General features: G+C 58.8%; 24 protein-coding genes. 20 read left to right on the top strand and 4 right to left on the bottom strand.

Annotated features, from left to right (window positions below; translation table 11 throughout):
• Nucleotides 1–2: 2 nt before the first annotated feature.
• The 4 genes from TZ53_RS12345 to TZ53_RS12330 all read left to right on the top strand — a co-directional run bounded on the left by TZ53_RS12345 (nucleotide 3) and on the right by TZ53_RS12330 (nucleotide 6,487).
• Nucleotides 3–3,161, top strand: coding sequence for a UvrD-helicase domain-containing protein (locus tag TZ53_RS12345; protein WP_044661459.1), 3,159 nt, complete (start codon nucleotides 3–5; stop codon nucleotides 3,159–3,161).
• Nucleotides 3,162–3,818: 657 nt separating this feature from the next.
• Complete coding sequence (locus TZ53_RS26785) at nucleotides 3,819–4,226, top strand: hypothetical protein (RefSeq protein ID WP_145902201.1); 408 nt, start codon at nucleotides 3,819–3,821, stop codon at nucleotides 4,224–4,226.
• 9 nt (nucleotides 4,227–4,235) lie between these two features.
• Nucleotides 4,236–5,237, top strand: coding sequence for a hypothetical protein (locus TZ53_RS12335; protein WP_044661457.1), 1,002 nt, complete (start codon nucleotides 4,236–4,238; stop codon nucleotides 5,235–5,237).
• Nucleotides 5,237–6,487, top strand: a complete 1,251-nt coding sequence (locus TZ53_RS12330) for an MBL fold metallo-hydrolase (RefSeq protein WP_044661456.1) — start codon at nucleotides 5,237–5,239, stop codon at nucleotides 6,485–6,487. Before TZ53_RS12335 ends, TZ53_RS12330 begins: the two co-directional genes overlap by 1 nt.
• A gap of 69 nt (nucleotides 6,488–6,556) precedes the next feature.
• On the opposite strand, the gene TZ53_RS25680 is transcribed toward TZ53_RS12330, so the two are convergent.
• Nucleotides 6,557–7,126 (bottom strand): hypothetical protein, encoded by a 570-nt coding sequence (locus TZ53_RS25680; RefSeq protein ID WP_052628189.1) that lies wholly within the window; start codon nucleotides 7,124–7,126, stop codon nucleotides 6,557–6,559.
• A gap of 81 nt (nucleotides 7,127–7,207) precedes the next feature.
• On the opposite strand from TZ53_RS25680, the gene TZ53_RS26780 reads away from it, so the two are divergent.
• From TZ53_RS26780 to TZ53_RS12280, 10 genes are all read left to right on the top strand, one after another.
• Nucleotides 7,208–7,375, top strand: a complete 168-nt coding sequence (locus TZ53_RS26780; protein WP_157009805.1) for a hypothetical protein — start codon at nucleotides 7,208–7,210, stop codon at nucleotides 7,373–7,375.
• Nucleotides 7,376–7,497: 122 nt separating this feature from the next.
• The gene (locus TZ53_RS12320; protein WP_172668317.1) at nucleotides 7,498–8,841 is read left to right on the top strand and encodes an anti-phage deoxyguanosine triphosphatase; all 1,344 of its coding nucleotides are present in this window, start codon (nucleotides 7,498–7,500) and stop codon (nucleotides 8,839–8,841) included.
• 178 nt (nucleotides 8,842–9,019) lie between these two features.
• Entirely contained in the window at nucleotides 9,020–9,532 is a 513-nt protein-coding gene (locus TZ53_RS12315; protein WP_083535803.1) for a hypothetical protein, read from the top strand.
• Nucleotides 9,533–9,663: 131 nt separating this feature from the next.
• Entirely contained in the window at nucleotides 9,664–9,933 is a 270-nt protein-coding gene (locus TZ53_RS27155) for a hypothetical protein (RefSeq protein ID WP_044661455.1), read from the top strand.
• On the top strand, nucleotides 9,917–10,372 hold the full coding sequence (locus tag TZ53_RS12305) for a type II toxin-antitoxin system VapC family toxin (protein WP_062113527.1): 456 nt from the start codon (nucleotides 9,917–9,919) through the stop codon (nucleotides 10,370–10,372). The genes TZ53_RS27155 and TZ53_RS12305 overlap by 17 nt, the downstream gene beginning before the upstream one ends.
• A gap of 279 nt (nucleotides 10,373–10,651) precedes the next feature.
• On the top strand, nucleotides 10,652–10,840 hold the full coding sequence (locus tag TZ53_RS12300) for a DUF6961 family protein (protein ID WP_044661454.1): 189 nt from the start codon (nucleotides 10,652–10,654) through the stop codon (nucleotides 10,838–10,840).
• Between the two features lie 252 nt (nucleotides 10,841–11,092).
• The gene (locus TZ53_RS12295; RefSeq protein ID WP_443216132.1) at nucleotides 11,093–11,581 is read left to right on the top strand and encodes a hypothetical protein; all 489 of its coding nucleotides are present in this window, start codon (nucleotides 11,093–11,095) and stop codon (nucleotides 11,579–11,581) included.
• A gap of 28 nt (nucleotides 11,582–11,609) precedes the next feature.
• Nucleotides 11,610–12,002 (top strand): heavy metal-binding domain-containing protein, encoded by a 393-nt coding sequence (locus TZ53_RS12290; RefSeq protein WP_044661452.1) that lies wholly within the window; start codon nucleotides 11,610–11,612, stop codon nucleotides 12,000–12,002.
• A gap of 52 nt (nucleotides 12,003–12,054) precedes the next feature.
• Nucleotides 12,055–12,570: a hypothetical protein gene (locus tag TZ53_RS12285; RefSeq protein WP_157009804.1), complete on the top strand. Its 516-nt coding sequence runs from the start codon at nucleotides 12,055–12,057 to the stop codon at nucleotides 12,568–12,570.
• A 72-nt stretch (nucleotides 12,571–12,642) separates the two neighbouring features.
• Nucleotides 12,643–13,341 (top strand): HEPN domain-containing protein, encoded by a 699-nt coding sequence (locus tag TZ53_RS12280; protein ID WP_044661450.1) that lies wholly within the window; start codon nucleotides 12,643–12,645, stop codon nucleotides 13,339–13,341.
• Nucleotides 13,342–13,431: 90 nt separating this feature from the next.
• On the opposite strand, the gene TZ53_RS12275 is transcribed toward TZ53_RS12280, so the two are convergent.
• On the bottom strand, nucleotides 13,432–14,166 hold the full coding sequence (locus TZ53_RS12275) for a hypothetical protein (protein ID WP_083535801.1): 735 nt from the start codon (nucleotides 14,164–14,166) through the stop codon (nucleotides 13,432–13,434).
• 413 nt (nucleotides 14,167–14,579) lie between these two features.
• Nucleotides 14,580–14,825 carry a thermonuclease family protein gene (locus tag TZ53_RS26105; RefSeq protein ID WP_337589257.1) on the bottom strand — a complete coding sequence of 82 codons (246 nt, stop codon included), beginning with the start codon at nucleotides 14,823–14,825 and terminating at the stop codon, nucleotides 14,580–14,582.
• On the opposite strand from TZ53_RS26105, the gene TZ53_RS27850 reads away from it, so the two are divergent.
• Nucleotides 14,715–14,999 (top strand): hypothetical protein, encoded by a 285-nt coding sequence (locus TZ53_RS27850; protein WP_337589258.1) that lies wholly within the window; start codon nucleotides 14,715–14,717, stop codon nucleotides 14,997–14,999. The two genes, TZ53_RS26105 and TZ53_RS27850, sit on opposite strands and share 111 nt — an antisense overlap.
• A 41-nt stretch (nucleotides 15,000–15,040) precedes the next feature.
• Here the strand turns inward: TZ53_RS27850 and TZ53_RS12265 are convergent, their stop codons facing one another.
• Complete coding sequence (locus TZ53_RS12265; protein WP_020819327.1) at nucleotides 15,041–15,289, bottom strand: hypothetical protein; 249 nt, start codon at nucleotides 15,287–15,289, stop codon at nucleotides 15,041–15,043.
• A 375-nt stretch (nucleotides 15,290–15,664) separates the two neighbouring features.
• On the opposite strand from TZ53_RS12265, the gene TZ53_RS12260 reads away from it, so the two are divergent.
• The 5 genes from TZ53_RS12260 (at nucleotide 15,665) to TZ53_RS12240 (ending at nucleotide 24,684) form a co-directional block, all read left to right on the top strand.
• Nucleotides 15,665–16,945 carry an ADP-ribosylglycohydrolase family protein gene (locus TZ53_RS12260; protein ID WP_238320053.1) on the top strand — a complete coding sequence of 427 codons (1,281 nt, stop codon included), beginning with the start codon at nucleotides 15,665–15,667 and terminating at the stop codon, nucleotides 16,943–16,945.
• Between the two features lie 134 nt (nucleotides 16,946–17,079).
• Nucleotides 17,080–18,120, top strand: coding sequence for a helix-turn-helix transcriptional regulator (locus TZ53_RS12255; RefSeq protein WP_044661447.1), 1,041 nt, complete (start codon nucleotides 17,080–17,082; stop codon nucleotides 18,118–18,120).
• A 65-nt stretch (nucleotides 18,121–18,185) separates the two neighbouring features.
• Nucleotides 18,186–19,673, top strand: a complete 1,488-nt coding sequence (locus TZ53_RS27150; protein WP_044661446.1) for a DUF2779 domain-containing protein — start codon at nucleotides 18,186–18,188, stop codon at nucleotides 19,671–19,673.
• A 71-nt stretch (nucleotides 19,674–19,744) separates the two neighbouring features.
• Nucleotides 19,745–20,977: an exonuclease SbcCD subunit D C-terminal domain-containing protein gene (locus TZ53_RS12245; RefSeq protein ID WP_044661445.1), complete on the top strand. Its 1,233-nt coding sequence runs from the start codon at nucleotides 19,745–19,747 to the stop codon at nucleotides 20,975–20,977.
• Nucleotides 20,977–24,684, top strand: coding sequence for an AAA family ATPase (locus tag TZ53_RS12240; protein ID WP_044661444.1), 3,708 nt, complete (start codon nucleotides 20,977–20,979; stop codon nucleotides 24,682–24,684). Before TZ53_RS12245 ends, TZ53_RS12240 begins: the two co-directional genes overlap by 1 nt.
• The last annotated feature ends 165 nt before the right edge of the window (nucleotides 24,685–24,849 follow it).

Below are 24,849 nucleotides of genomic sequence, written 5' to 3'. Positions count from 1 at the left end.
ACATGACCGTTCCCAATATCACGACCGTCGTGGCGTCTGCCGGTGCCGGCAAAACCACCCGAATTGTCGGCAACATCGCGAAGGAGGTCACATCCCGTGATCCCGAGACGATCGTCGCAACCACATTCACGGTGAAAGCGGCGGACGAACTGATCGAGCGCTCGCGTGCTAAACTGTTCGAATTGGGCATGCCGGATAAGGCAGCGCGATTGCTTGGAGCCCGCTTTGGAACGGTGAACGCCATTTGCGGTCAGATTGTATCTGAGAACGCCATCGCTTTGGGGCGATCTCCGCGGGCCGAGGTCATTCCCGAAGGCAGCGTGCCACGAATTTTCGCGATCGCTGCTGATGCTGCGATTGAGCGCCACGCGCCGACGCTTAACTCGCTCGCCGATGTCATGGGGTTCTTCGAGCCCAAGCGAGCCGCTGACGCTGAACGAAGTGATTGGCGGACCACCGTCAGGCGTTTGATCGAGCTCGCTCGAGCGAATGGAATTCCCGCCCAGGATCTATCCGTTTCAGCGGAGCGATCAGTCGCAACCTTCCTCGAACTGCTACCACCGGTGTCGATCCGACGCAGTGACGATCTTGATGCAGATTTGCGAAAGGCCGTAAGTTCGGCAGTGACTGCGGTTCCTGTTGAATCGAGCGCAACTGCCAAGCCCCACGTAATGTTGCTGCGCCAGACCGATGCAAGCATTCGTCGAGGAGAACGGATTTCCTGGCCAAACTGGGCCCGCCTATCGAAGGTGGGCTGCGCCAAGAAAGATGGTCAGGCCTTCATCGACGCTCTCGACGCAGTTGCACAAGCAGCGAGCCGCCACCCTGCACATCCGCGGCTTCGGGAGGATTGCAGCCAGTTCATCAGGTCGGTCTTCGCCTGTGCGACCGAAGCCCTGACCGCATTCCAAGCTTATAAAGCAAAGCGCGGCTTATTGGATTTCACCGACCAAGAGGCGCTCGCGCTCGACGTCCTTCGCGATCCGGTAATGTCCGCCGGACTGGGCGAGCGCATTGGTCGGCTGTTTGTCGATGAATTTCAAGATTCCAGCCCGCTTCAAGTCGCCATTTTCACTGCGATGTCCGGGTTAGTCGACGCAAGCACGTGGGTGGGAGACCCCAAGCAGGCCATCTACGGCTTCCGCAATGCGGACAGCGCCCTCACCCAAGCCGCGTTTGCAGGGGTAGCTGCATCGTCGAGTGAACCGCAGGATGTGCTAGCGACCTCATACCGAAGCCGCGAGGGCATCATAAACCTCGTCAACGCCGCCTTTGCGCCAGCCCTGAGCGCGATGGGTCTTAAGGCGGAGGATCATGCGTTCAGCGGAACGGGTCGCAGCGAAGAGGGATTCACGCAGGCGCCGCTGGCAGTCTGGTGGCTCGAAGGAAAGCTTGAGCTTCAATATGCCGCTTTAGCCGCCCAAATCCGCGAGATGGTGACAGCCGACCAAACATGGGAAGTGGCAGCCAAGCCCAATGGCGTTCGGGCGCTCCGCGCTGGAGACATAGCGATTCTGTGCCGCAGCAAAGCGGACATCGCCAAAGTGTCGGCTGCGCTCAGTCAGCAAGGTGTCAAGGCAGCCGTTGAGCGTGAAGGCCTTACCCAAACGCCGCATGTCCAACTGGTAATGGCGGCATTCCGCTGGGTTGCAGATCCCACAGACCGTCTCGCGCTTGCCGAACTTGCCCGCTTCTTCGCCGAGGATCCAGAATCAGAAACCTGGCTTGAGGCGCTTGGCGCGGAAAATGCCTCAGAGGCACTGCTCGCCATCGTACCAATCTCCACAGCCCTCCAAGAGATTCATGAGGGCATTTTGTCGCTGACGCCAGCCGACCTTATCGATGCGATCATCCTTCTCCCTGAGCTCAATCGCCACATCGAAAGTTGGGGCGATGTGCCGGCGCGTCTCGATGATCTCGAAGCGCTTCGCGGCTTCGCTCGGAGCTATGAGGAAAGCTGCGCGGGCGAGGGATCTCCTGCGACGCCTTCGGGGCTGGCACTCGCGTTGGCTGCAGAGAACCCAGCCCGCCCGCGAAGCCTTCGGGACGATGCTGTTAAAGTCATGACCTACCATGGAGCGAAGGGGCTTGAATGGCCCGTCGTAATCCTGACTGGGCTAGGCAAAGAACCAAAGCCTCGACTGTTCGAACCCATGGCCGAGGCTGATGGTGACGTGGATTGGCAAAATCCTCTCGTCGGACGCTGGATCCGCTATTGGCCTTGGCCATATGCGAGCCAAGAAAAGGACGTATATCTCGATTCTTCAGCGCCCAGTTCGGCGCTTGGGCAACGGGCTGCGATCCGATCGAGGGATGAGGAGGCCCGCCTTCTTTACGTCGGCATGACCCGCGCTCGCGATCATCTTGTGTTTGCGGCTCCAGCTAAGGGGACACTTCACTGGTTGAAGGTTCTCGATGGGGACGAAACGGAGCATTTCGCTCTACCACGCAGCGGAGGCGAAGAAATCCATGCGGGGACGAAAACTTTTCCTGCAAGAACAGCAACGCTGGTGTGCGGTGAAGGCGGGGAGTCTCAACCTCCGGTTGTATCATTCGGACGCATCGCGCGGCCAGCGACGCACCGAGCGCCGCTTTATCGTCGCCCTAGCGAGGCTTCCAGCAGCGAAACCTTCATCATCGTAGAGAAATCGACGATCGGCCCGCGTTTGCCGTTCGCAGGCAGCCCAGACATGACCCTGCTCGGCGAAGCCGTGCACGCTATCATTGCGGCAGATCAACCTCACGATTCGTATGATGCCCGGCTTATTCAAGCACAGGCGATCCTCGATCGCTGGGGGGTGCATCAGGTTGCCGCAAAGGACGTGCTGGAAGCCAATGAGCGGCTGTTCGCTGAGATCTCGAAGCGATGGCCGAGCGGCCGAATTCATCGCGAGACCCCAGTTTCCGCCCGGATCGGAGATCAGCTTGTAACGGGTCGCATCGATTTACTGGTTGAACATGACAGCGGCTTCGCCATCATCGATCACAAATCCTTCCCAGGTTCGCCGGATAGCTGGGATGCCCGAGCGGTCGGGCACGGCTCGCAAATCCAGCTCTACGCTGACGCGCTCGACAAGGCCCGGCCTGGTGTTCCCTGCGAACTATTCATCCACATGCCGATAGTCGGAGGCCTTCTGCAGGTGGGCACCAGTTCATGCTGATGCCTGCTTTCCGGCTCACCGCCCTTTCCCTATACCCCCCATTCAGCAACCAGAATGACGTCTGGATGTGAAAATCCCAAATCCTGAGGGATGCAGTCAACCCACGGAAATCGAATAAAGATGCCTCAAATTTACGACGTCAGCTCTTTGGCTCGGTGGGACGCGGCCCATCCAGGTAACGCTGTACGCGCGCTGTTCGAGCGATGGGCTCGGCCGGGTTGTCCACTTTCGCCAGAGACGCCACTGCGGATGATGCCCTTTAAGGACAGCATCGCCATCTATCATTACGGTAGGAAAGTGGGCTCTTTGCTTTCGGCTGATGCCGCACCCTTGCTCACCGTGACCGCCGATGACGGTGTGCGGACCTATCGCCCTGCAGCACTTGCGACCCCGAAGCGAACGGATGAGATAATCAGCAGCGTAGAGGAGGCGTGTACGACACGATACGAGGGTTCTTGTTTCCTCGAAGAGGTCATCGCAGCTAACCCCGGTGTGATCGGCATGACCGCGGAATCTGGTTCCGGAGACCGCCGATATGGAGGTCGCATAGCTGTTGCTCAGGGAGGAACTGGCTACCCCGCCGGAATAGCGTTGTGGGACGTCATAACTGCCTGCTCCCCTATGTTACACGGGCGAGATGGTAGCGAGCCGGCCATAATGCAGCCCATTGAAAAGAGGAATCACGACAACGCCGCAGCGGCATATTGGCGTCAAGCGGCCAAGGTCCTGGTGGACCTGGACGACCTGTTCGGTAGTAGCACAACCCATAGCAGCGTTTCTTTGTGGCGCGCCGTATCCACCAAACTATCGGTAGTCCTTATCGGCCCTCCGGGTTTGATCGTCAGCACCTATTGGCCGCAAGGTTACAATCCTCCCGTGGCAAGCCGGCGGATGCAGCAGTGCGTTGATAAGCTCTCCCGAACTGGTGTTATCGACGTTCTGCAGGAAGGCGGCCGAACGGTCGTGATGGCACAGCCGGCAACGGACGCCACGTCCTCGGCCAAGCTGACACTACCTTTGTTGAACGATTCACCCATGACCAAATCTGTCGCAATTGATGAGTAGAGAGCCTTCATGCCACTTTTTGAACGCAAATTCGACGTCGACGCCCTTCGCAACTATCGGGATGTCGCCGTCATCAAAGCTCTGTTCGACCGCTGGGTGCTGCCGGGCGAAGATGCGGGTCCACATGGACTACGCGTTGCGGTGCGCAATGGTTATTTGAACTTTTATGTAAAGGGTCAGTCCATAGCCAAGCTGAGTATAAGTTCCGGCTCGCCTCGCTTCGAAGTCCACGACAAATATGTGGCGGGTGTCGTTAAAGGGCACGAAGACGAGAGCAAATATGCTCAGAAATACACCTCCTTCTCGCTCGGTCATGGGACGGAGATACCCATGATGGAGGTCACCAAATGGGTTCACACCGCTGAAACCTATGCAGGTGACGAGAAGCGCTTCGTAGATGATTTGGTCGCCGTCACTGCGGGCACGCTGGATCTAGAAATGGCTCTTCCTGCCCGTCCCGATGCCACTGGGAAAGTGGCGCCGCGCATGGATCTGGTAGTCGCGCAGGGTCATGATATCGGGTTCTGGGAAGCGAAATGCGCCGTAAACGGTGAGCTACGGTCCGACCACAATAAGCCAGCGGCACCGCACGTAGTGGTTCAGCTCCGCAAATACGTGGCATGGATGGATAACGACAGCGGTCCCAGCGAGGTACGCTCAGCCTATTCCGAAGCTGCACGGATCCTTCTCGCGCTAGCCGAAATGTTCGGCAAGACCGGCCCCGCCATTGCGGCGTGGCAGACATTTGCCGACGCTGGCGATACTGCATCCGTCATCCTTCCTCCCGGAGTGGTCGTCGGCAACTACTGTTCGCCCCGAGCCAACGGGGTGCTACGCGAGACGGAGATGGAGCGCTATCGCTCCCATGGGGCTTCCTTCGTGCAAAACCAGCATGAGGCGCGCCTCAAACGGTTTGGTATCAAAGTCCTTCCAATTGGCTGCAAGCCTGCAACCTCCTGCCTCTGCATTCTGGTCCCAGGCAAGATCGCGGAAGTGGAACCGCGCCCCTGATGCTTGAGGTGATTGTTCATCGCGGCACGCGCGCGATCGGCGGCTCGTGCATCGAACTCGTCGCCTCAGGAGGCGAGCGCTTGATCCTGGATGCCGGCCGGCCGCTCGACGCACCGCGCGAGGCGAGCGGCCTCCTACCCCAGACACTCGATCGCGACGGTCCGGCCACCGTCCTGTTCAGCCACGCGCACATGGATCACTGGGGCCTGATCGACGAACTGCCCGCGCATTGGCCACTTTGGACCGGTGAAAAAGCAGCGGAGTTGATGCGGCTTACATCCGGCCTGTTCGGGACGCCGCTTTCGCGTTCGATCTCTACTTGGCGGGCTAGGTCAGGTCCTCTCGCCCTCGGCGCATTCACGGTGACCCCATTTCTCACCGACCACAGCGCCGCTGACGCGTACATGCTCCTGATCGAAGCAGAGGGCCGCCGCATACTCTATTCTGGAGATTTTCGCTGCCATGGGCGTAAGGCCGCACTCGTTGAGGCGATGATCGCAAATCCGCCGCGAGACGTGGACGCGCTGATCATCGAAGGCACGAACCTGGGAACCCACAAGCCTGTCGTCACCGAAGCGCAGCTGGAGCATGATTTTACCCAGCTTGCCCAGGAGGTGCCGGGACACATCTTCGTAAACTGGTCCGCACAGAATCTCGATCGAACAGTCACATTGTTCCGCGCCGCGAAACGCACCGGGCGTTCCCTGGTGGTGGACCTTTATGGCGCAGACGTGCTGGAACGGATCGCACCTGGCACTGGGATCCCCTTACCCGGCGATCCGCGCTTCCCTGAGTTGCAGGTAATCATTACCGGCTCCGGAAAACGCCTCTATGCAAGGCAAGGACGGGATGACTGGGTCGACGCTCTTGCTAGGAAACCATATGCCACCTCCCGCAAGCGCCTATCAGGCGGTCGAGCGATAGTTATGACGCGGGACTCCATGGTGGCAGAGTTCGCGCGCGGTGGCCTCGGCTTCACAGACCGTGATGCATACGTCTTCTCCAATTGGCGCGGCTACTTGGATGAAACCGCACCAAACACGGGTTGGGGTCATGCCCTGCAGGCCGGTGCGAAGGCGCTGCACCTCCACACCAGCGGCCACGCCAGCCCTTTCGACATCGCGCGCTTTGCCAAAGCGGTAAACCCGTGCGCCCTGGTCCCAGTCCACGGTTTGTCATGGGATGCACCAGGCATCGACCTTCCGCCTATCCAGCGCCTTGCCGATGGGGAACGCTGGCTGGTGCCGTAACCACAGTGGTCCCGACGCCAAAGGACCGGCCGCATCAGGCGTAATGTTTGATCGCGAGATGCTTAATCATCACGCCACCTCTGGAGTCAGCTCTGAAACGATAGCTGCGAACGCCTGCTCGACGTCCTCACCACCCATCACCTCTTCAATCAGAAGCTCCCTAAACTGCTTGATAGCAGAGGGCATCCGAACGCGATTGGCTGAGTAATAGTCCCAAACGATCTGCACGGCTGTCCCGCGATCGCACTTCGCTTTGCGTTCATTGGCTTTGCGCCATTCTCCCAACTGCAGGAAAAATGCGGGCTCCACATTTTTCCAGTCGAAAGCAGCGACCTTCGCCTGTTCAGCCTCGGGATTCGGGAAAACGTCAGCAGGCAGGTTGGTCCGCAGTTGAACTACAAGGCAGGTGAGGTCCGGGTAGCCAAGGGGCGCTGTAAACGCACGTACTGTAGCCAGCCGGCGACCGAGCCCGACTGGCACTTGTTTTTGAATCGCCACATTGTCCGGATGACGCAGTTTCGCTCGGTCGATCAACTGAAGACAAGTAAGCTTCTCCCCGCCCCGTGCCGCTTCAACCAGCACAGGATAGAGGAGTTCTGCAATCTCGATATCCACCGGTGTGATATTACGCTGCGTCAATTCCGAACTTCTCCTGTCAATGCCCGCAGGGCCCTCTGACGAATGCGTCAGTCCCAAGGACTGCTGAGGGATGATATCTGATTGCACGACAAAATTGGTCGCATTGAGCCGATGCCTGCCGTTCCAGAAGTCATCATTCCGCAGTCGTTACGTTCTAAGCTCTTAATTTTTTGTGGAAGCGTTGCCCGCGACATCTTTTTTCCAACCAGCGCCGCAGAAGCACGTTCTTTGATCCGTGGTGAGGTTTGAGGATAGGACTACCCCTTCTTGCGACGTTTATCCGCGGCCGCGCGTCAGTGGCGGAACGGGGTCGGTTCCCGCACTTCATTCTCCATGCTAGCGGGCAGATATTGTGCAGAGGAACTGGGGACATGATGAGCTGGCTCGATCGCAGAACACCAGAGTTGCGAAAATCTTTTGATGCGCGATCTGAGGGCGACGTGGATTATGGCCGCGTCGTCCACTCAGCCTCCTTTCGGCGGCTGCAGGGTAAAACCCAAATCCTCAACCTAGGGGAAAGCGATTTCTACCGCACCCGCCTCACACATTCGCTTGAAGTCGCGCAGATCGCTGGCGGGTTAGCCAAACAGCTCGTCCATAATCTGCCCGGCCATCCAGCCCTTGAGCACCTTCCCGAACATGCGCTCCTTCAGGCGATCGCCTGCACCCATGATTTGGGGCATCCTCCATTCGGTCATGGCGGCGAAATTGCCCTCAACTACTGCATGAGAGATCATGGCGGCTTTGAAGGGAACGGCCAAACGCTTCGGATTCTATCGCGCCTGGAGAAATTTTCTGAGGTTGCCGGCTCGAACCTGACGCGCGAGACGCTGCTCGGCGTTCTTAAATACCCCGCGTCGTTCAGCGAAGTGGCCAACCCGGACCTCCGTCCGGGAATGTTAGCAGATACGAGCGGTATGCCGCTGCTTGATCGCAAGGCATCCGAGCCTCCGAAATGCTTTTTGGATTGCGAGCAGGATGTCGTGGACTGGATCCTCTCCCCGCTTTCCAAGGGCGATCAGGATGCTTTCCGCCAGTTTGACATTCGTGCAGGGAGGCATGCCAAAGCACGCCATAAATCCCTCGCTTGCTCGATCATGGACCTTGCAGATGACATCAGCTTCGGCATCCACGATCTAGAGGACGCGCTCGAGCTTAAACTGATAGATCAAAAGCAGTTTCAAATGCACGTGCCCGTTTCGGCCTGCCAAGGCCTACTCGACTATCTTAACAGCCAATATCGCGGGCAGTATGGCAACGACGTATATGGTGGCCTACTCGATCGCCTATTTGGTGACGGCAACGACCGCAAACACCAGATCAACCGGATCCTCAACTTCGTCATCCCGAGCATCCAGATCCGCGACGAAGCCGAATTTGAGGAGCACAGGCTTCGGTATCGTGCGGAGGTGCCAAAACCCGTAGCGGATTTCCTGGCTGCGGTAACGAAGCTGGTTTACGAGGAAGTCATTTGTAGCCCCAGCGTCCAGCATCTCGAGTTCAAAGGGCAGATGATGGTAATCGCCGTATTTGAGGTCATGAAGTCTGAGCCCAAGAGATTCCTGCCCTGCGATGCGTACGCCAAATTCGCCAGCTCTTCCGATCCGATGAGGATCATCTGTGATTATGTTTCAGGCATGACGGACTACCACCTGCTGCGAACCTATGAACGCCTTTTCGCACCGCGGATGGGATCGGTTTTTGACAAGCTTTGAAATGCGCAAGGGGTGTTTCGGCTGTTGCGAAGCGGTTCTGCGTCAACCAATTACAGGCGGCTTGCATATCAGCTTGTCAGAATTCGGGTGGCCAAGATCGAGATCCAACCACAAATCTTATGACCGATTTTGACGCAAGATCACCTCATCAGGCTCCGAACAACGGCAGGGAGCAGATGTGGCGGAACGCGAGAATGATCTTCTAGCCTGGGTAGGCGCGGGCGTCGCCTTCGCATTAATGATGCAGGTAGCCCCTTTCCGTTGGGCCGCTTACGCGCTTGCCGCATGGCTGGGAGTTCTAGCGTTTCAAGATTGGTGGAGCGAACATGAGCTACCTGCAAGGTCCCCCGTTGTAGAATGGACAATCGAGGAGCAGGCACTTCAATCCAACGCTGACGATCAGCAGCTTCGCTATTCCGTGAAGGGATGGTTTCAAAACCATGGGATGGAGGCACTCGAAAGCGCGACCCTGGCCGGTCGCCTTTACGAATGCGATACACCCGACCAGCCAATCGACCGGTGCACCCCTGTCAGCGAAAGCCAGGATAATCTGTCGCTCGATCTGAAGCCGGGTTTCCGCACGCATTTTACAGCATATCCCCAATTCAGCGGCGCAGGAGGACCTAATCCACGGGTGGTTTGGAACATGCAAAACATCATCGCAGATAATGATTGGAAGCTCGATCAGTGAAGTCGATTCCCTCAAGTCCTCTTTTCTACCAGGACAAAACGACGGTGTCAGATTTCAGGGCTAGCCAAAACGGAATTTCGATAGCCCACCGAGCGTCGACATGATATATCTCATCGCAAAGGAGCTCGGTCATGGGTCGTGCCGAAAATATCCAGCTCAACGTCCGCTCGGCTTTTGCGCGCGATCGGGTCCGTGCGCTTGCGAAACTCACCGGCATGACGGCCAGTGAGGTGATCGAGGACGCGCTGCGAGGTTATGTCCCGCCAGGTATTCCAGCCAATACCGGCAAGCTGGTGCGGCGCGGCGCGCTGCTGGTTCGTCCGTCGAGCGGCAAGCCGGTCAGCCTCGAAAGCGCCAATGAGGCTCTCGATCGAACCCGTGAGCATGACATTGACGATTGATGCGCTAATCGACAGCAATGTGATTATAGCGGCGTTGGCAGGCGATCATGAGCATCATGCTTCGTCGGCCGACCTGTTCGACGCTGGTCGCGGTCATGTGCTGGGCGTTGCCGCACACAGCTATGCCGAAGTCTATAGCACCCTGACCCGTCGCGGCACACACGCGCCATTTCGTTTCACGGCAAAGGAAGCCTGGGCCGCGCTTGAAAGCGTGAGAACCGTCACCCAGTTGATCGGCTTGACCCCGGCGCAGACGTTCGACACGGTGCGCAGCTATGCAGCCGATGGCGGGATCGGGGCTCGCCTCTACGATCGAATGATCGGCGAAACAGCGGTGGTACACGGTATCCCCACGATCGTGACCTGGAACATCGGTCATATGCGCGGCCTATTCCCGACGCTCGATGTCCGCACTCCTCGCGATTTTCCGAGGGCATGACAGCTTCAATCCGTTCGAAATCCAGCGTTTATAAGACGATTAGCCCACCGCCCCAGCTATTAGCCTGATCGAAATATCTCCGAACAATAAGGCTCACGTCAAAAGAGGATATGTCGTGCGCGGGTGCTTGATAACTTTGGGAGTGCTGATCGCGGGTATCGCACTTGTACTTACCACCTACGGCTACGGAATCCTTGGCGAGCAGCGCTATCGCTACAAGATGACGGTGGAAGTCCAGACGCCGTCCGGCGTTAAGAGCTAATCCAGGAGAGCGATAGGATGACCAACGATCATATCGCACTGGGCGCGGCCATGATGCTGTTGAGGAGACATGGTAACCAAGCGCCGGTCAAAGTAGCCGAGCGGATCGGCGAACTTGCTGTCGAAGCTGATTGGGAAGGGTTGTCCTTCTGGAAGCTGATAGCATCCAAAATGGACCAAATACTTCAAACAGGCTCGGTCCAGTAAGACGGTCCGCAGGGCAAGGTTCTTCAATCCCAGAGGCCGTTCGCTTGACATCCCGACCGGCGCTCTGCCACACGATGACTGGCCTTGGGGAAGGCCAAATATGGGGGTAAATCAATGAGATTGATGTATGTTGCGCTCGCGTGCGCAATCGCGTCGTCAACGCCTGCACATGCTCAGGTTCAAGCGCCTGCACTCGCCGTGGGACCCGCGGCCAACAATGTTCTCCGCACAGGCACTGAAATCCAACTTAAGATGGAAGAGCCCCTGACGACCGAAGGCAAGAAACTTCGGGTAGGTCAGCACTTCAGGCTCTCCGTGATCGAGCCGGTTTCCGTTGGGGGACAGGTCGTCATTCCGGTCGGTTCGCCAGCCGTCGGTGAAATCACCGAGGTTCGTAATAAAGGGATGTGGGGCAAGTCAGGCCATTTGACCGCCTCGCTCCTCAATGTGAGCGTGAACGGGCGCCAGATCCGGCTGACCGGCACGTTTGATGACAAAGGCGTTACCGGAACGGCAGGCGTCGTAGCTGCTGTGGCCTTCGTTCCTGTCGTTGGATTTTTCACCACAGGAACAAGCGCCAAAATCGCTGCGGGATCGCAGGTCAAGGGCTTTATCGGTGAAGACGTGCCTTTGGTCTTCGCTGAGGCCACACCTTCCGAGCCTGTGACCGTTCCTGTCGCAGCTTCCTCAGTCGCAATCGCAGCCCAGTCGGCTCCGACGGTGGCTCCCGCCGCGAAGTAAGCCGGCTCCAACAGGGAAAGTATACTTTATGCGTTTCGTTCTGATTGCCGCCCTCTCGATGGGTATTGCAGCGCCTGCCTTGAGCCAAGCGCCCCATGCCCAGCCGCTCGTAAACGAGGAAGTCGGCGTCCCCGTTTTTCCATACGATATCACTGACCGCCCTTATGAGATCCTAGGAGAGGTCAAGGCGGGCGTCCGCAAAGCAACGGTGTTCAGCAAGTCGCCCTCGCAGGACAAAATCTACAAGGAGCTTTGGGAACGCGCGCAAAAGCTCGGTGCTGATGCCGTGGTCAAAGCGCAGTATGGCGATGCTCACGTGTCGGCATTCAGCTGGGGCAAGGCGAATGCGACTGGCACCGCGGTCCGCTTCTTGTCGGCAAGCGGTACCGCCGCGGCAGCTACCACTGCGGGCTCTCACTAACTCAATGTTGCGCGCAGCCTTTATGGCAGGACTTCTCCTAGTCGGCAGCCCGTTGGCGGCCGCACAGGACGTCGCTTCAGAAGCCTCCGTCGTCCCGGCCCCATCCCATCCTCGTTGGGTAAAAGGGACGGATGTCGAACTGATGGTTGTTCGGGAAGTCAACAGCCGATCAGCTAAAGCCGGCGACCGCTTCCGGCTGCGCGTCAACTCACCTGTGACAGTTGATGGGGCAACCGCAATCCCGATCGGATCTACTGCTTGGGGCGAAATCGTTTCCGTCTCGGGCACCAGCGCGGCGGGAGGAAAAGGCCAACTGAGCCTGCGCTTGATCCACGTCGACACGCAATGGGGGCCGGTCGCGTTGGCCGGTACGAAGGGCACTGAAGGTGCCTCAAACACGGGCGGAGTCATTTTGGGCGTGTTAGGCTTTGGCCTCCTCGGCCTCCTTAACAAAGGCGGCAATGCGACCTTCAAGGCGGGCGATATCATTCACGGATACATCGCAGATGGCGAAGAGCCTGCAGCCCCTCCGCTTCTAATCTCGAACCAAGACGGCCCTAATACTTGATATATGTTGGCCGGTTGCGCGATCTTTACATCGCAGAAATATCTTAGACATCTGATACAGAGAAGCTGAGCAATGTCTTTCCGCTACCCATCTTCTAGTCCGCTTCATCCTGAGGCGCTCAAGCGGAAGCAACGTAGCTTACGTGATGGCTTCGCAATGCCTCTCACTCTTCGAGTTCACCGAGCGCTTTCCTGGCTGCGCCGTGCAGAAGCCAGCGAAGGCGATGAAGATGTGCGCTTCATACTGCTTTGGATCGGGTTTAACGCAGCGTACGCAGGCGACGTTAGCCTAGCGTTGGGTGGAGAGAGTCAGCGCGAGCGCGATGCCTTCGCGCGCTTCTTCTCCACTTTGGTTAGCTTCGACAGCAAACATCGAATTTATGACCTGGTTTGGCAGCGCTTCAGTCAAGAAATTAGGCTGCTGCTAGACAACCGCTATGTCTTCGCGCCCTTCTGGCATCATCACAATCAGGTTGCCGGTTTCGAGGATTGGAGCGGAATGCTGGAACGGGAGCGCATTGCTACGGCGAACGCCCTTCGTCGCCACGACACCGCCACCTTGCTGTCGATATTGTTTGGACGCCTGTACGTCCTGCGAAACCAATTGGTCCACGGAGGGGCAACCTGGAATAGCGAGGTCAACCGCACTCAAGTTAGAGATTGCGGCGCCTTGCTGGGCTCCCTTCTGCCGCTGTTTATCGACCTGATGATGGACAACGCGGATCATGAATGGCCGATGCCGCACTATCCGGTGGTCGATTCACCGGCTTGACGGCTCGGGGCCGTCCCGGACTTCAATCTCTAAAGCATCAGCGTCGTCGACGTGCAGCATGCCACAAAGTCAGAACCCGCCGCCGCACCATCAGGACGCATCGCGTGCCGTCCGGCTTGCAATATGGGTTCGGATAACGTGCCAACTGTTGCGAAGCTGACGGCGGCGACTGTCGACTTCCTCGCGCGCGCGGCTCGCGATCCGTTCCAGATCAACGACCAGTTCACCGGCAAGGCTGCTCCGCTCTGAGTGGTCAGCGTCCATCATCAGTGCTGCAGCCGTTGAAACCGCATCTGGCACGGTGCGCGAGATAAATGTCGAACAATCGACGATGCTCCATTCGACCGGGCCCCCAGCTGCCATCTCCAACACTTGAGCGCAGTGGCGCCTAGCTGCGGAAAGACGCTGAGCGTATTCTGGTGCAAGCTCTCCCGCCATTTCCCACGCCTCAGCGATGCGGGGATCCGCCTCAGGCTTGATCACTTCCTCGACGATCGGGAGGGACGTCGACTGATCCTCTTCCATCGGGGACAGCGGACGAGCGGCGCGTCCGTCTCGAACCGCGAATTTCCTCCAACACAGGACGAAGGCTGCGATCGCGACACTCACAACCGCGATTCCGAACCAATCACCCAGGACAGCAATAGGCAGAACAACGAAGGCAACGAGGCCAGCCAATCCCGCCACCAGCGCCGCTCCCACCACCTTAGCTGACATGTAGGCGAGTTTGACAATGCTCTGCAAAATCTTAAGCGCCGCATTCCAAGCCAGGTGCAGCAGAACAGCGCCGGTGACCAATAAGAAGGCAATAAAAATTAGCCGCATCAACTCATATCTCCGAGACAAACACTCCTGATGCAACCGTTCTCCCGCCGCGTTTGTCTGGTGCATTCACCAATCCGGCCCCCTCCAGCTCCTGCATAATGCGGCGTGCATAGGCGTTTTGAATACCCAATTCTCGGGCTAATCGGTTTGTCGAACCGGAACGCGATTTTGTTACCAGCTCGCGAGCCATCGCGATGCGATTAGCATGTATGACCGAGCTATCGCTTTGGCGTTCACCCATCATTCCGTTCTCGCTTAACCGAACAGACCAACGAGCCACCTCAAGCCGGATGCCAGCATCATGCCTATGCCCAACAGGAGAAGCCCTCCGATAATGATCACTTCTAGAGCCACGAGATAAGGAAACGCGGGACCATCCACCTCTGTACCCTTCTCATCCCAGCGACGAGCCATCACCTGCACTCCCGCGCCAATTCGAGCCCATTGTCCCACTTCCTCATGTAAACCGCCTGCCCGCGGCCGATCTGCTCACAGGCAACATTCACGCCGTTCACATATACGTGCGCGAGGGTACGACCATAACGGTCGTGTCCGACGCGGCGAATGCTGAGGGAGCCGTTCATGAGATTTTGCAGGCTGCGCTTGCTCGCTTGGCCATCGCCAGGAGCACAGGCGCGCCCCGCCGGACACCTATGTATCTCAGGGGCATCAATACCTACCAGACGTACGCGTTCTCCGTCCAAGCGCAGGGTATCGCCGTCAACGACGGTTACAGCCGCCAGCAGGAATATTCCAAACATGTTAGGTTCCGTTCAGCGTTTCTCGATCACCTCGCAGCCTCTACTGAGGTGGGGCTGACCATGGCAGGTTGAGACCGTCTCGCCATTGGCAGGCTTCCGGTCCCAGACGAGGTTTACTGACCCGACCTGACGTTCTTCGCCAAAACGGAAATCGCGCCACCGATCAGCAAGCCGGCTCCAACCGTGACGAACGGGACGACCGCAGCGATAGCCGCGCCGGCCGCAGCGCCGGTGATGGCGGTGCGCCCCATCTCCGTTTCCCAAGCCTTCTTCACCCCATCGACCGTCTTCTCGCCAATTTTCTGGCTGACCTTTGCGGCGCTGGCTCCTGCCTCTTTCAGCTTATCTCGATCAATCTTCATGATATTTCCCCCTATGATGCTTTCACCACCCTATCGTGACTGCTGGGTCAAGACAGTTTGGCCTCTCATAGGCCAAGAAGAGGAAGGTACGACCGTATCTGTCAGATTCGGTCGTAGTAACTCTCTCCAACTTCAAGCTGGAGCCATTAAGGTGGCTCGAAAGGACAAGAATGGAACAAAGAGACGCTGCCCATACCCCCCGCACCAGTTCGAGCCATCCACTGCAAATCGCGTTCGTCCAAACACACGCCAGCGGCGGCAGAATAGGGATCACATTCTGCCCCGGGAAAAAGCAGCCCGATTCACTAACGGGTGCGTGGGATCGCGACCTTTTGCATCGACCTAGACGCCATTCAAGCTAGCGGAGCGGCGGCGGTGATTTCTCTCATCGAACCTCTAGAATTCCAGAGTCTCGGCGTGGATCGGCTCGGAGAGGAAGTACGCGCGCGCCACATGGACTGGTTCCATCTGCCCATTGCTGACGTGAGCATACCGGGTCCTTTGTTCGAGCAGGAATGGACCACCAGCGGCGCAAATCTGCGCTCACGCCTACGCCAGGGCTTCGACATAGTGGTACATTGTAAGGGCGGCTTGGGACGCGCTGGAATGATAGCCGCACGGCTGCTGGTCGAGTTGGGAACCGAACCAAGGGCTGCCATAGAGCAAGTGCGAAAGGCTCGTCCTGGAGCGATCGAAACGCACGAGCAGCTCACCTACGTGCAGCATAAAGTCGCAGTCGCAGAGGTTCGTCCCGCCAAGACGCCCGCGGCCACCCGTGATCGAGGCCGAGGCGCTCTGATTGGATTGGCCGTAGGCGACGCACTGGGAACGACATTGGAGTTTGCGCGCCGGGACACTTATCCCGTTCTTACCGACATGATCGGCGGCGGCCCCTTCGGTCTGAAGCCCGGCGAATGGACCGACGACACGTCAATGGCGCTCGCTTTGGCGGACAGCCTCATATCCTGCGACGGCATCGATGAAACGGATCTGATGAAGCGCTTCGTCGCGTGGCGAGATGAGGGAGCCTATTCATCAAACGGGCACTGCTTCGACATCGGCATGACCGTCAGCGCAGCATTGGCGCACTGGGAGCGATCGGGAAACCCCATCGCGGGATCAACAGACCCCACCACCGCGGGGAACGGGAGCCTGATGCGCTTGGCGCCAATCGCTCTGAGGTATCATGACGACATCCCCTCCCTTGAAGAGGCAGCCGCTCGTCAAAGCCGTGTCACGCATGGCGCGACTGAGGCCGTAGATGCCTGCGTCATCTACGGGCGAATGATCGCGATGGCGATTGCCGGCAAGAGCCTCCACGATGTTCTCAGCATCCCGGCAGAGGGCATAACCGAGAGGATCTCCCACATCGTGAGCGGATCCTGGCGCGGTAAGCCGAGGCGGGATATTCGCGCGTCAGGCTATGTGGCGCATTCGCTCGAAGCCGCACTCTGGTGCATCGGCCGGACCGGCAGTTTCGCCGAGGCTGTCCTCACTGCCGCCAATCTCGGCGAGGACGCTGATACGACAGCTGCCATTACGGGCCAGCTCGCGGGCGCCCTCTATGGCGAGAGCGGCATCCCGGAAGCTTGGCGAAATCGGATCGCCGGGTATCAACGCATCGGCGAAATGGCAGATCAGCTTTTGTTTCGGTAGATCCTCAAACCAGCGCTGTTCCTCCAGCCAACACCGCGCACCTCCACGAGTCGCAGGTCTCAATTTCCGCCTTTAGGCTCTTGAAAAAACGACGGGTGCGGTCGTAGTTGGACATAAATGGGGGGTAGTGCAGCATGACCGATCGTATGGCCAAACTGGATCGATTGTTGGCGCTCGTTCACGCGCTTTCGGAATCTACAGAGGGCCTGACTCTCGATGAAATGGCGGAGACGCTGGGCGTCAATCGAAGGACCGCCGAGCGCATGCGCGACGTCATCGCTCGGCACTTCGACCTTGAGGAAGTGACAGAAGATCGCCGAAAGCGCTTTCTCATCAGGGACAGCCTTCGCCGCGTCTATACCCGCCCCACTGCGGCTGAAGTTGCAGCCCTGCAAGCCGAGGTGGATGGACGGCGAGAAGCCGGACAGACGGTTCGCGCCGACCAGTTGGCGAACCTTCTGGCGAAGGTCAAAGGGGCCTTCGATGATCGCGAGAAGCGCCGCATAGATCCTGATTTAGAAGCGCTCACTCGGCTTCAGCGGACGATGGTCACCGCGGGACCTGTTGCGACCGTGCCGCCCGAGACAATCGCCACCGTCCAAGCCGCAATACTGTCCGGCAGCTGCCTCGAATTCAGCTATGCCGCCGTTCAGCAGCAGGAGCCTCGCTGGCGACGGGTCATTCCCTACGGCATTGTCCACGGGCCTCTGTCGTACCTGGTCGGAAAAATGCCCGACCGCGAAAACGATCCGGTCTATTATCGACTGGATCGTATGATCGAACCCCGGCTGAGCGAAAAGCTCGGCTGCGCCCCGGATGATTGGAACATTGACGCCTGGCTAGCCGACAGTTTCGCAGTTTGGCGAGATGAGAAGCAAGACGTCGTGCTTCGCGTCCACGCATCGGCAGCCTCGCGAGCGCGAGAGTGGCGCTTCCATCGCCATCAGCAGATCGAAGAACTGGAGAATGGAGATCTTCTCATCCGCTTCACCAGCGGCGGCATGCGAGAGTTGGCCGAGCATCTGTTCACTTGGGGCAACGAGCTCGTCATCGAGCAGCCTGATGCCCTGATTGAGATGATGCGCCAGCGCATCGTGGCTGCGTTGACGATGTTGCCGTCTCAGGCCCAGCCACCCGAAACGACCGCATTTGTCGCATCGACTGTGCATGGTTGAACCATGACGATCAGCTCTCCACGATTCTTCCTCCCCCTCCTCAACCTCATCATGAGGGTGGCAGCATGAGCGTCTCACCGCGCCCGCATGGTCTGTCCAAATCGAGGATCACCTATTTCGAGCAATGCCCGAAGCGGCTATGGCTATCGGTTCATCGCCCTGAACTCGCGGAAGACGATGAGGGCGCAGAAGCGCGGTTCGCTGCCGGGCACGAGGTTGGCGAGGCTGCCTGCTCGCTCTTGCCGGGCGGTGTCATGGTGGAGGCTGAACCCGATCTGTCCGCTGCGTTGGCGACGACGAAGGCTTTGCTGGAAAACGGTCACGAGGATCCGATCTTCGAAGCCACCTTTCAGCATGATGGCGTTCTGGTGCGGGTCGATATTCTCGAGCCAAATGGCCTTGGTGGCTGGCACATGGCCGAGGTCAAAAGCTCGACCAAGCCCAAGGACTATCACGTCAATGACCTAGCAACGCAGGTCTGGGTCGCCCGCGAAGCCGGCGTTCCAATCGAGAGCGCAGCGATTCGTCATCTGGATTCCGATTTCGTTCTCAAACCTGATGGGTCGCTTGAGGGCCTATTTTTCGACAGCGACCTCACTTCCAACATACAGGATCGCGTCGAAACGCGAGCCGCAGTAGTGGCAGCTGCACGCGAAACGCTCACTGGCACCGAACCCACCGTCCTTCCGGGCTCCCATTGCAACGGGCTCCCGTGCAATTTCGCCACATATTGCGAAGCAGCGCTTCCTCCCGGCCCGGAATGGCCTGTGACCGTGCTTCCATACGGGGGGGGCAATCAGTGGCTAAAGCGCGGGGTCGAGGATCTTTTCGAGGTCGACCCTGCGGCGCTGACCAATCCGACCCATCAACGGGTATTTCAAGCTACCCTTAGCGGCGAGCCCGATCACAATGTGGAAGGTGCCCGAGCCGCCATGGCAGATTGGGCCTTCCCCCGAACGTGGTTGGACTTTGAGACGATCGCTTTTGCCATTCCTCGCTGGGTGGGTACCCACCCCTATCAACAGGTGCCGTTCCAGTTTTCCGCTCATATCGAAGCGGAGGATGGAAGCCTTCAGCACCATGAATTCCTCAGTCTGGACGGGGCGGACCCACGCAGGGCCTGTGCCGAAGCGCTGGTAAGGATGATCCCCAGGTCGGGCGCGGTAGTCGCTTACAACGCTAGCTTTGAAAAGGGGCGCCTTCGCGAACTTGCTGACTTTTTCCCTGATCTGGCGGACAATCTCAACTCGATCATTGAGCGGGTCGTCGACCTTTTGCCGGTCACTCGCGCCAACTGGTATCACCGCGACCAACGTGGAAGCTGGTCGATCAAGGCTGTTCTGCCCACCGTCGCCCCAGATCTTGATTATTCAGAGTTGGAGGTCAAAGACGGCGGGAACGCCCAGGCCGCATATCTGGAGGCCATCTCCCCCGCAACGACGGAAGACCGCCGAGCGGCACTTGATACGGCGCTACGAGCTTATTGCGGACGGGACACGGAAGCCATGATCGTCCTTGCCAGACACCTCTGCCAGAGCGGAGATGGCTGCTAAGCCGCCGCTGACCATCTCCGCCGCAATCGAGTTACGTCCATTTCTGTCGCCAATTTTGCGAAATTGAACCCATGACCGAATCGATACCGGCCTTCCGGCTGATCCATAGTTCTGACTGGCACATCGGGCATGAGCTGTTCAGCCATGAACGAGAAGCAGAGCATGACGCATTTCTGTCCTGGCTTCTGGATCGCCTAATAGCCGAAGAAGCGGATCTGTTGCTCGTCACGGGCGACATATATGACGTAGCGAACCCGCCGGTGTCAGCCATGGCACGGCTTTATGCCTTCCTTCGGGACGCTACGGCGCGCTGCCCCAAGCTGCAGGTCGTCATCATTGGCGGGAACCATGACAGCGCAGCGAGGATCAATCTGCCCGCCGCACTTCTTGGACCAGGGCGTATTCACCTTGTGGGCTCCCTACCCCGTGAAAACGGCGTAGCGGACCTCGATAGATTGCTGATCCCACTCACCGGTCGGACGGGTAAGACCGCAGCATGGTTGGCAGCCGTCCCCTATTGCCGGCCGGGAGATATGGGCGCTGGCGGCCTTGGCGAGTTGTACGCCAATGTTCTGGCGGCGGGCGCTGCAAAAGCAGACGGATTGCCCCTCATAGTGACTGGCCACCTTCACGTCGCGGAAGGGGACATCTCCGAACATTCAGAACGTCGAATCACCGTAGGGGGTGAGGAAGCCCAAGCCACAGCGCTTTTTGACGACCGAGCAGCTTATGTTGCGCTTGGCCATCTTCATCGTCCTCAGACGATCAAGGGCGATACTCTGATCCGTTATGCGGGTTCACCATTCCCCTTGTCCGCAACGGAAAGGCTCTACCGCCATTCCGTCAGCATAGTCGACCTTGTGCCGGACGGCGCGAAGGCCCGAGAGGAAGAAATTCCCCGCATCGTCCCCTTTCTGACGATCCCGGGTGACGGCCCAAAGCCGATCAGTGAGGTTGAGGTCGCAATTCAGGGACTGGACTTCGATTCCGATCTTCCTCGCGGGCTGCATCCGTTTGTGGAAGTTTCGGTACTCGTTGATGGCCCTGAACCGAACCTACAAGCTCGGGTCATGGCGGCGCTCGATGGGAAGGCTGTGCGGCTGACGCGCATTGCACGGATCTCGGCTCGTGAGGCCACCAACCAAGCCATCGCTGAGCGCGATGTAGATCTAGCCGAACTCCTCCCTGATGCTGTTTTCGCAGAGCTGTTCGAGCGGGCTCACGGCAGCGAACCACCGGATGATTTGAAGCAAGCGTTTCAGACCCTTCTCATTGAGACTCAAGCATCGAGGGAGGACGCCTAATGCGTGTCCTAGCAATCCGCGGACGCAATCTCGCCAGCCTGAACGGCGATTTTGAAGTTGATTTCGAAGCCGAGCCACTAAGCGACGCCGGCATCTTTGCGATCACCGGCCCGACAGGCGCAGGGAAATCTACCCTGCTTGACGCAATGTGCCTGGCATTGTTCGATTCGGTACCACGTCTCGGCGCAGCACCGGCACGGGCCAAGTTCGAAACTGCCCAAGGTGACGAGTTGTCGGCAGGAGACCCTAGGGCCATCCTTCGGCATGGCTCCGGTGAGGGGTATGCGGAATTGGACTTCGTGGGCCGGGACGGCGAGCGATACCGTGCTCGATGGACCGTTCAGCGCGCCCGTCAGAAGACCGATGGCCGCATGCAGGCCACCCGGCACAACCTCACGCGCCTTGCTGACGGCGAGATCTTGGGTGGGACCAAAACTGAAACGCTAGCGGAGATTCACCGTCTCGTCGGTTTGTCAGCTGAGCAGTTTCGTCGGGCCGTCCTCCTGGCGCAGGGCGATTTCGAAGCCTTCATCAAGGCTGACGATAACGAGCGAGCCCAGCTACTCGAACGGCTGACCGGGTCACATATTTATGCGAGTCTTGGCCGCGCAGCTCATGAAAAGGCAACGACGCTCCGGGCCCAGCAGCAGGCAATCCTAGACCGCATTGAGGCGCAGAACGGCCTCGACGACGAAACACGCCGGATCGCCGAAGAGCAGCAAAGCGCCGCGAAGGACGTTGCAGATCGAACCGCGTCTGCGCTGGGAGAACTCTCCAAAGCTGTTCGCTGGGAGACCGATCGCATTGCCTTGGCCAACAAGGTGACGGAATGTGAGTTGGCCGCATCGATCGCGAACGCAGCCCGCGAAGAAGCCGCCCCTCGGCACGAAGCATTGCGCCTAAGCAAAGCGGCGTACGCGCTCGCCGGAGACTGGACCGCGGTCCAGGAAGCGGCCACGCAGGCGCAAAAAGCGCAGCAAACTGTTGTCCTGCGGCAAAGTGCACTTGAGCAGGCAAGCGAACGCGTAACGCAAACGGCAACCGAAGAAAATCAGGCGATAGCTAACGTCCAGGTCGAAACGGAACGGGTTGCGGCGCAATCTCCTGAGATCGAAGAAGCCCGCACGCTCGACCGCAAGCTTTCCGAAACAAGCGTATCACTCGATGGCATAGCAGGCGTCCGCGCTGCGCGCGCGCAAGCCCTATCCGAATGTAAAGAGGTTGAGAAGGCTGCCGGCGGTTCGTTGACTGAGGCCATAGAGACCCGAGACGTTCATGCATCGTGGCTTACGGCGAACGCCGGGCTTGCCACATTGGCTGCACAGCAGCAGGAACTCGCGGCAGAGCTCGTCGAGATCGCAGCCGTCGATATAAAGCTGTCCCAGCTTTCAGAGAGCGCAAAGGAAGCAGAGGCTTCCAAAATAGAGGCCAACGCCACATGGGAAGCCGCCAAGGCAGCCGAAGAGGGAACAGCCGCCGCTGCCATATGGGCTCGCAACATATTGGACGAGGCTAAGGCTTCAGCACCATCCGATGCTGCCTTCTCAGCGCTCATTGAAAAACGGGATCGCCTGGGAGGTCTTTCTCCTCTCCTAGTAGACTGGAAGCATCAAGAAGCTCAGGTACAAACATCCCGTGACCTCCTGGTTCGTCTGCGCAGCAATCTCGATGACGCTAAGGCCGAACGCAAAGATCTGGTCGTCCGGCATTCCCAGGTCAGCTCCTCCCTTCCTATTCTGCGAGCGCAATTGCAGGAGGCACGGCGTGCCGGCGAGCTAGCCGAAACGGCCTCGGGCGAAGCGGCAATGCAACTTCGCGCCACGCTTGAGGATGGACAGGCCTGCCCAGTTTGCGGAGCGACCGAACATGCGTTGAGTGCGATCGACTCGCTCTTGGGCCTACAGCTTCGGGAGCAGCGGGAGCGCATCGCCGAGCTGGACGCCTCATTGTCTTCAAAGACCGCTGAAGAGGCCGCCCTCACCGCAGGCATCCAGGCTACTGACCAGTCAATCCTCCGGCTGGACCACGACATAGAAAGTCAGACCGCTGCATTGGCTGCGGCCAGCAATAATGCCCAATCTGCCTTTGCAGTCCTGTCAGAAAAGTGCAGCTCGGTGGACCTTGATCCGGCCGGGCCTGACTTCGAAGCCACTCTGCAAAGCGAACTCGCCGCGCTGGATAAGCAGCGCGCTTCGATGACGGAGGCGAGGACCGCAGTCACGATTGCGCAGGTCGCCGATGAAAAGGCTCGAAACGAGTGGGAGAAATGCCGCGCAGCCTCAAGTCTCACCGCTCAGACAGTGCGCGATATCGAGCAGCAATCGAGCGGCATAGCGGAACGCCAATTGCACGCTACCGAAACACGAGATCGGCTCGCGCGATCGATCGACGCAAGGTTCGGCGGCAGCGCACATTGGCGACAGTTACCTGACCCCGCAGCCTGGCTCGATGAATCTGCCAAGGCTTGGCGCGCCCATTCTGCGGAACATTCACGGCTCCTCGCCGCAATTCCGGGGCTGGAGAGATCCGTTGCTGACGCGCGTACGGAGACCGCCACAGCCACCGCCCGACTCGAAGAAATCGAGTCTCAAGCGAAGGGGTGGGAGGAAGATCATCTTCGGCAAACGGACGCTCGGAAAAGCCTGCTTGGCGGCGACACGGTGGAGATCGTCGTCGCCCGCAACGAAGCGGCCCTATCGCAGAGCCGCCGAGCTTTGGAAGTTGCCCAAGTAGAGGCCAGCAAGGCGCGAGAGCAGCAGGCGGCCGCAACCGCTCACAAAGAGTCCGCGGACCAAGAAGCAGAGCGCAGGATCAAAGACCATCTGGATCGCCAAGGTCGATTTCACGCACGCCTTACTGAGTTGGCGATCGAAGAAGACGCCGTCGCCGACGCAACTCGAGCGGGACAGGAGGCCATCGATCAGGAGGCTGAGGCTCTTGCCAGCATCGACAAAGCCGCAGAGCATGCCGCTGCCCTACTGATTCAACGGCAGCAGGATCTGACCCGCCACGATCAGACTGACCCTCCTTCCCTCTCTGGCGATGCCCTTGCTCAAGCGGTCAGCGAAGCCAAGCACGCGGGCGAGGCGGCGCAGAAGGCGCTCCAAGATGCCCAATTCGTGCTCCGCCGGGATGATGAGGTTCGGACGCAGACTACGAAGCTTCGTGCCGACTTGGAACGCGAGCGGGCAGCGGCGCGGGTGTGGCTCGCCCTTGATGAACTCATCGGCGATGCGACGGGCGCTCGATTCCGGCGCTTTGCCCAGGGGCTAACGCTTGATCGCCTGCTGGCGCACGCAAATTCGAGGCTTACGGATCTCAAGCCCCGCTATGAACTTCAACGCGCTTCTGGTGCCGACATGCTTATCCAGGTCGTCGATCATGACATGGCTGGCGAAATCCGCGGTGTGCACAACCTTTCGGGCGGAGAACGCTTCCTGATCAGCCTCGCCTTGGCGCTCGGCCTTGCCGAGATGTCCACCGGCCGCGGCCTCAAGATCGAAAGCCTGTTCATTGATGAGGGGTTTGGCGCATTAGATGGGGCCAGCCTCGGCCAAGCCCTATCGGTATTGGAGCACCTCCATGCGACGGGCCGCAGAGTGGGCGTCATCAGCCATGTCGAAGAGATCAAAGAACGGATCCCCGTGAAGATCGAAGTGACGCCCGTCGCCCGTGGCCGTAGCGAACTATCGGTGATCAGCGGATAGCCCGCTGGTTTTGTATCCTGACACGCTCCGATGTTCGGACTCAATATGGCCGCTGGCCTAACGGGGTGGCCGTTCATGAAAACTCCGGTCGGGCAGGCGCTGGCTGGCTCTTTTCGTTCTCACAGTCGGCACTTTCCGATACGTGCGTACGCTAGGAGCCGTTGA

This window comes from Sphingobium sp. YBL2, from assembly GCF_000943805.1.
Taxonomy (GTDB): domain Bacteria; phylum Pseudomonadota; class Alphaproteobacteria; order Sphingomonadales; family Sphingomonadaceae; genus Sphingobium; species Sphingobium fuliginis.
This window is presented reverse-complemented; position numbering and strand designations above follow the sequence as displayed.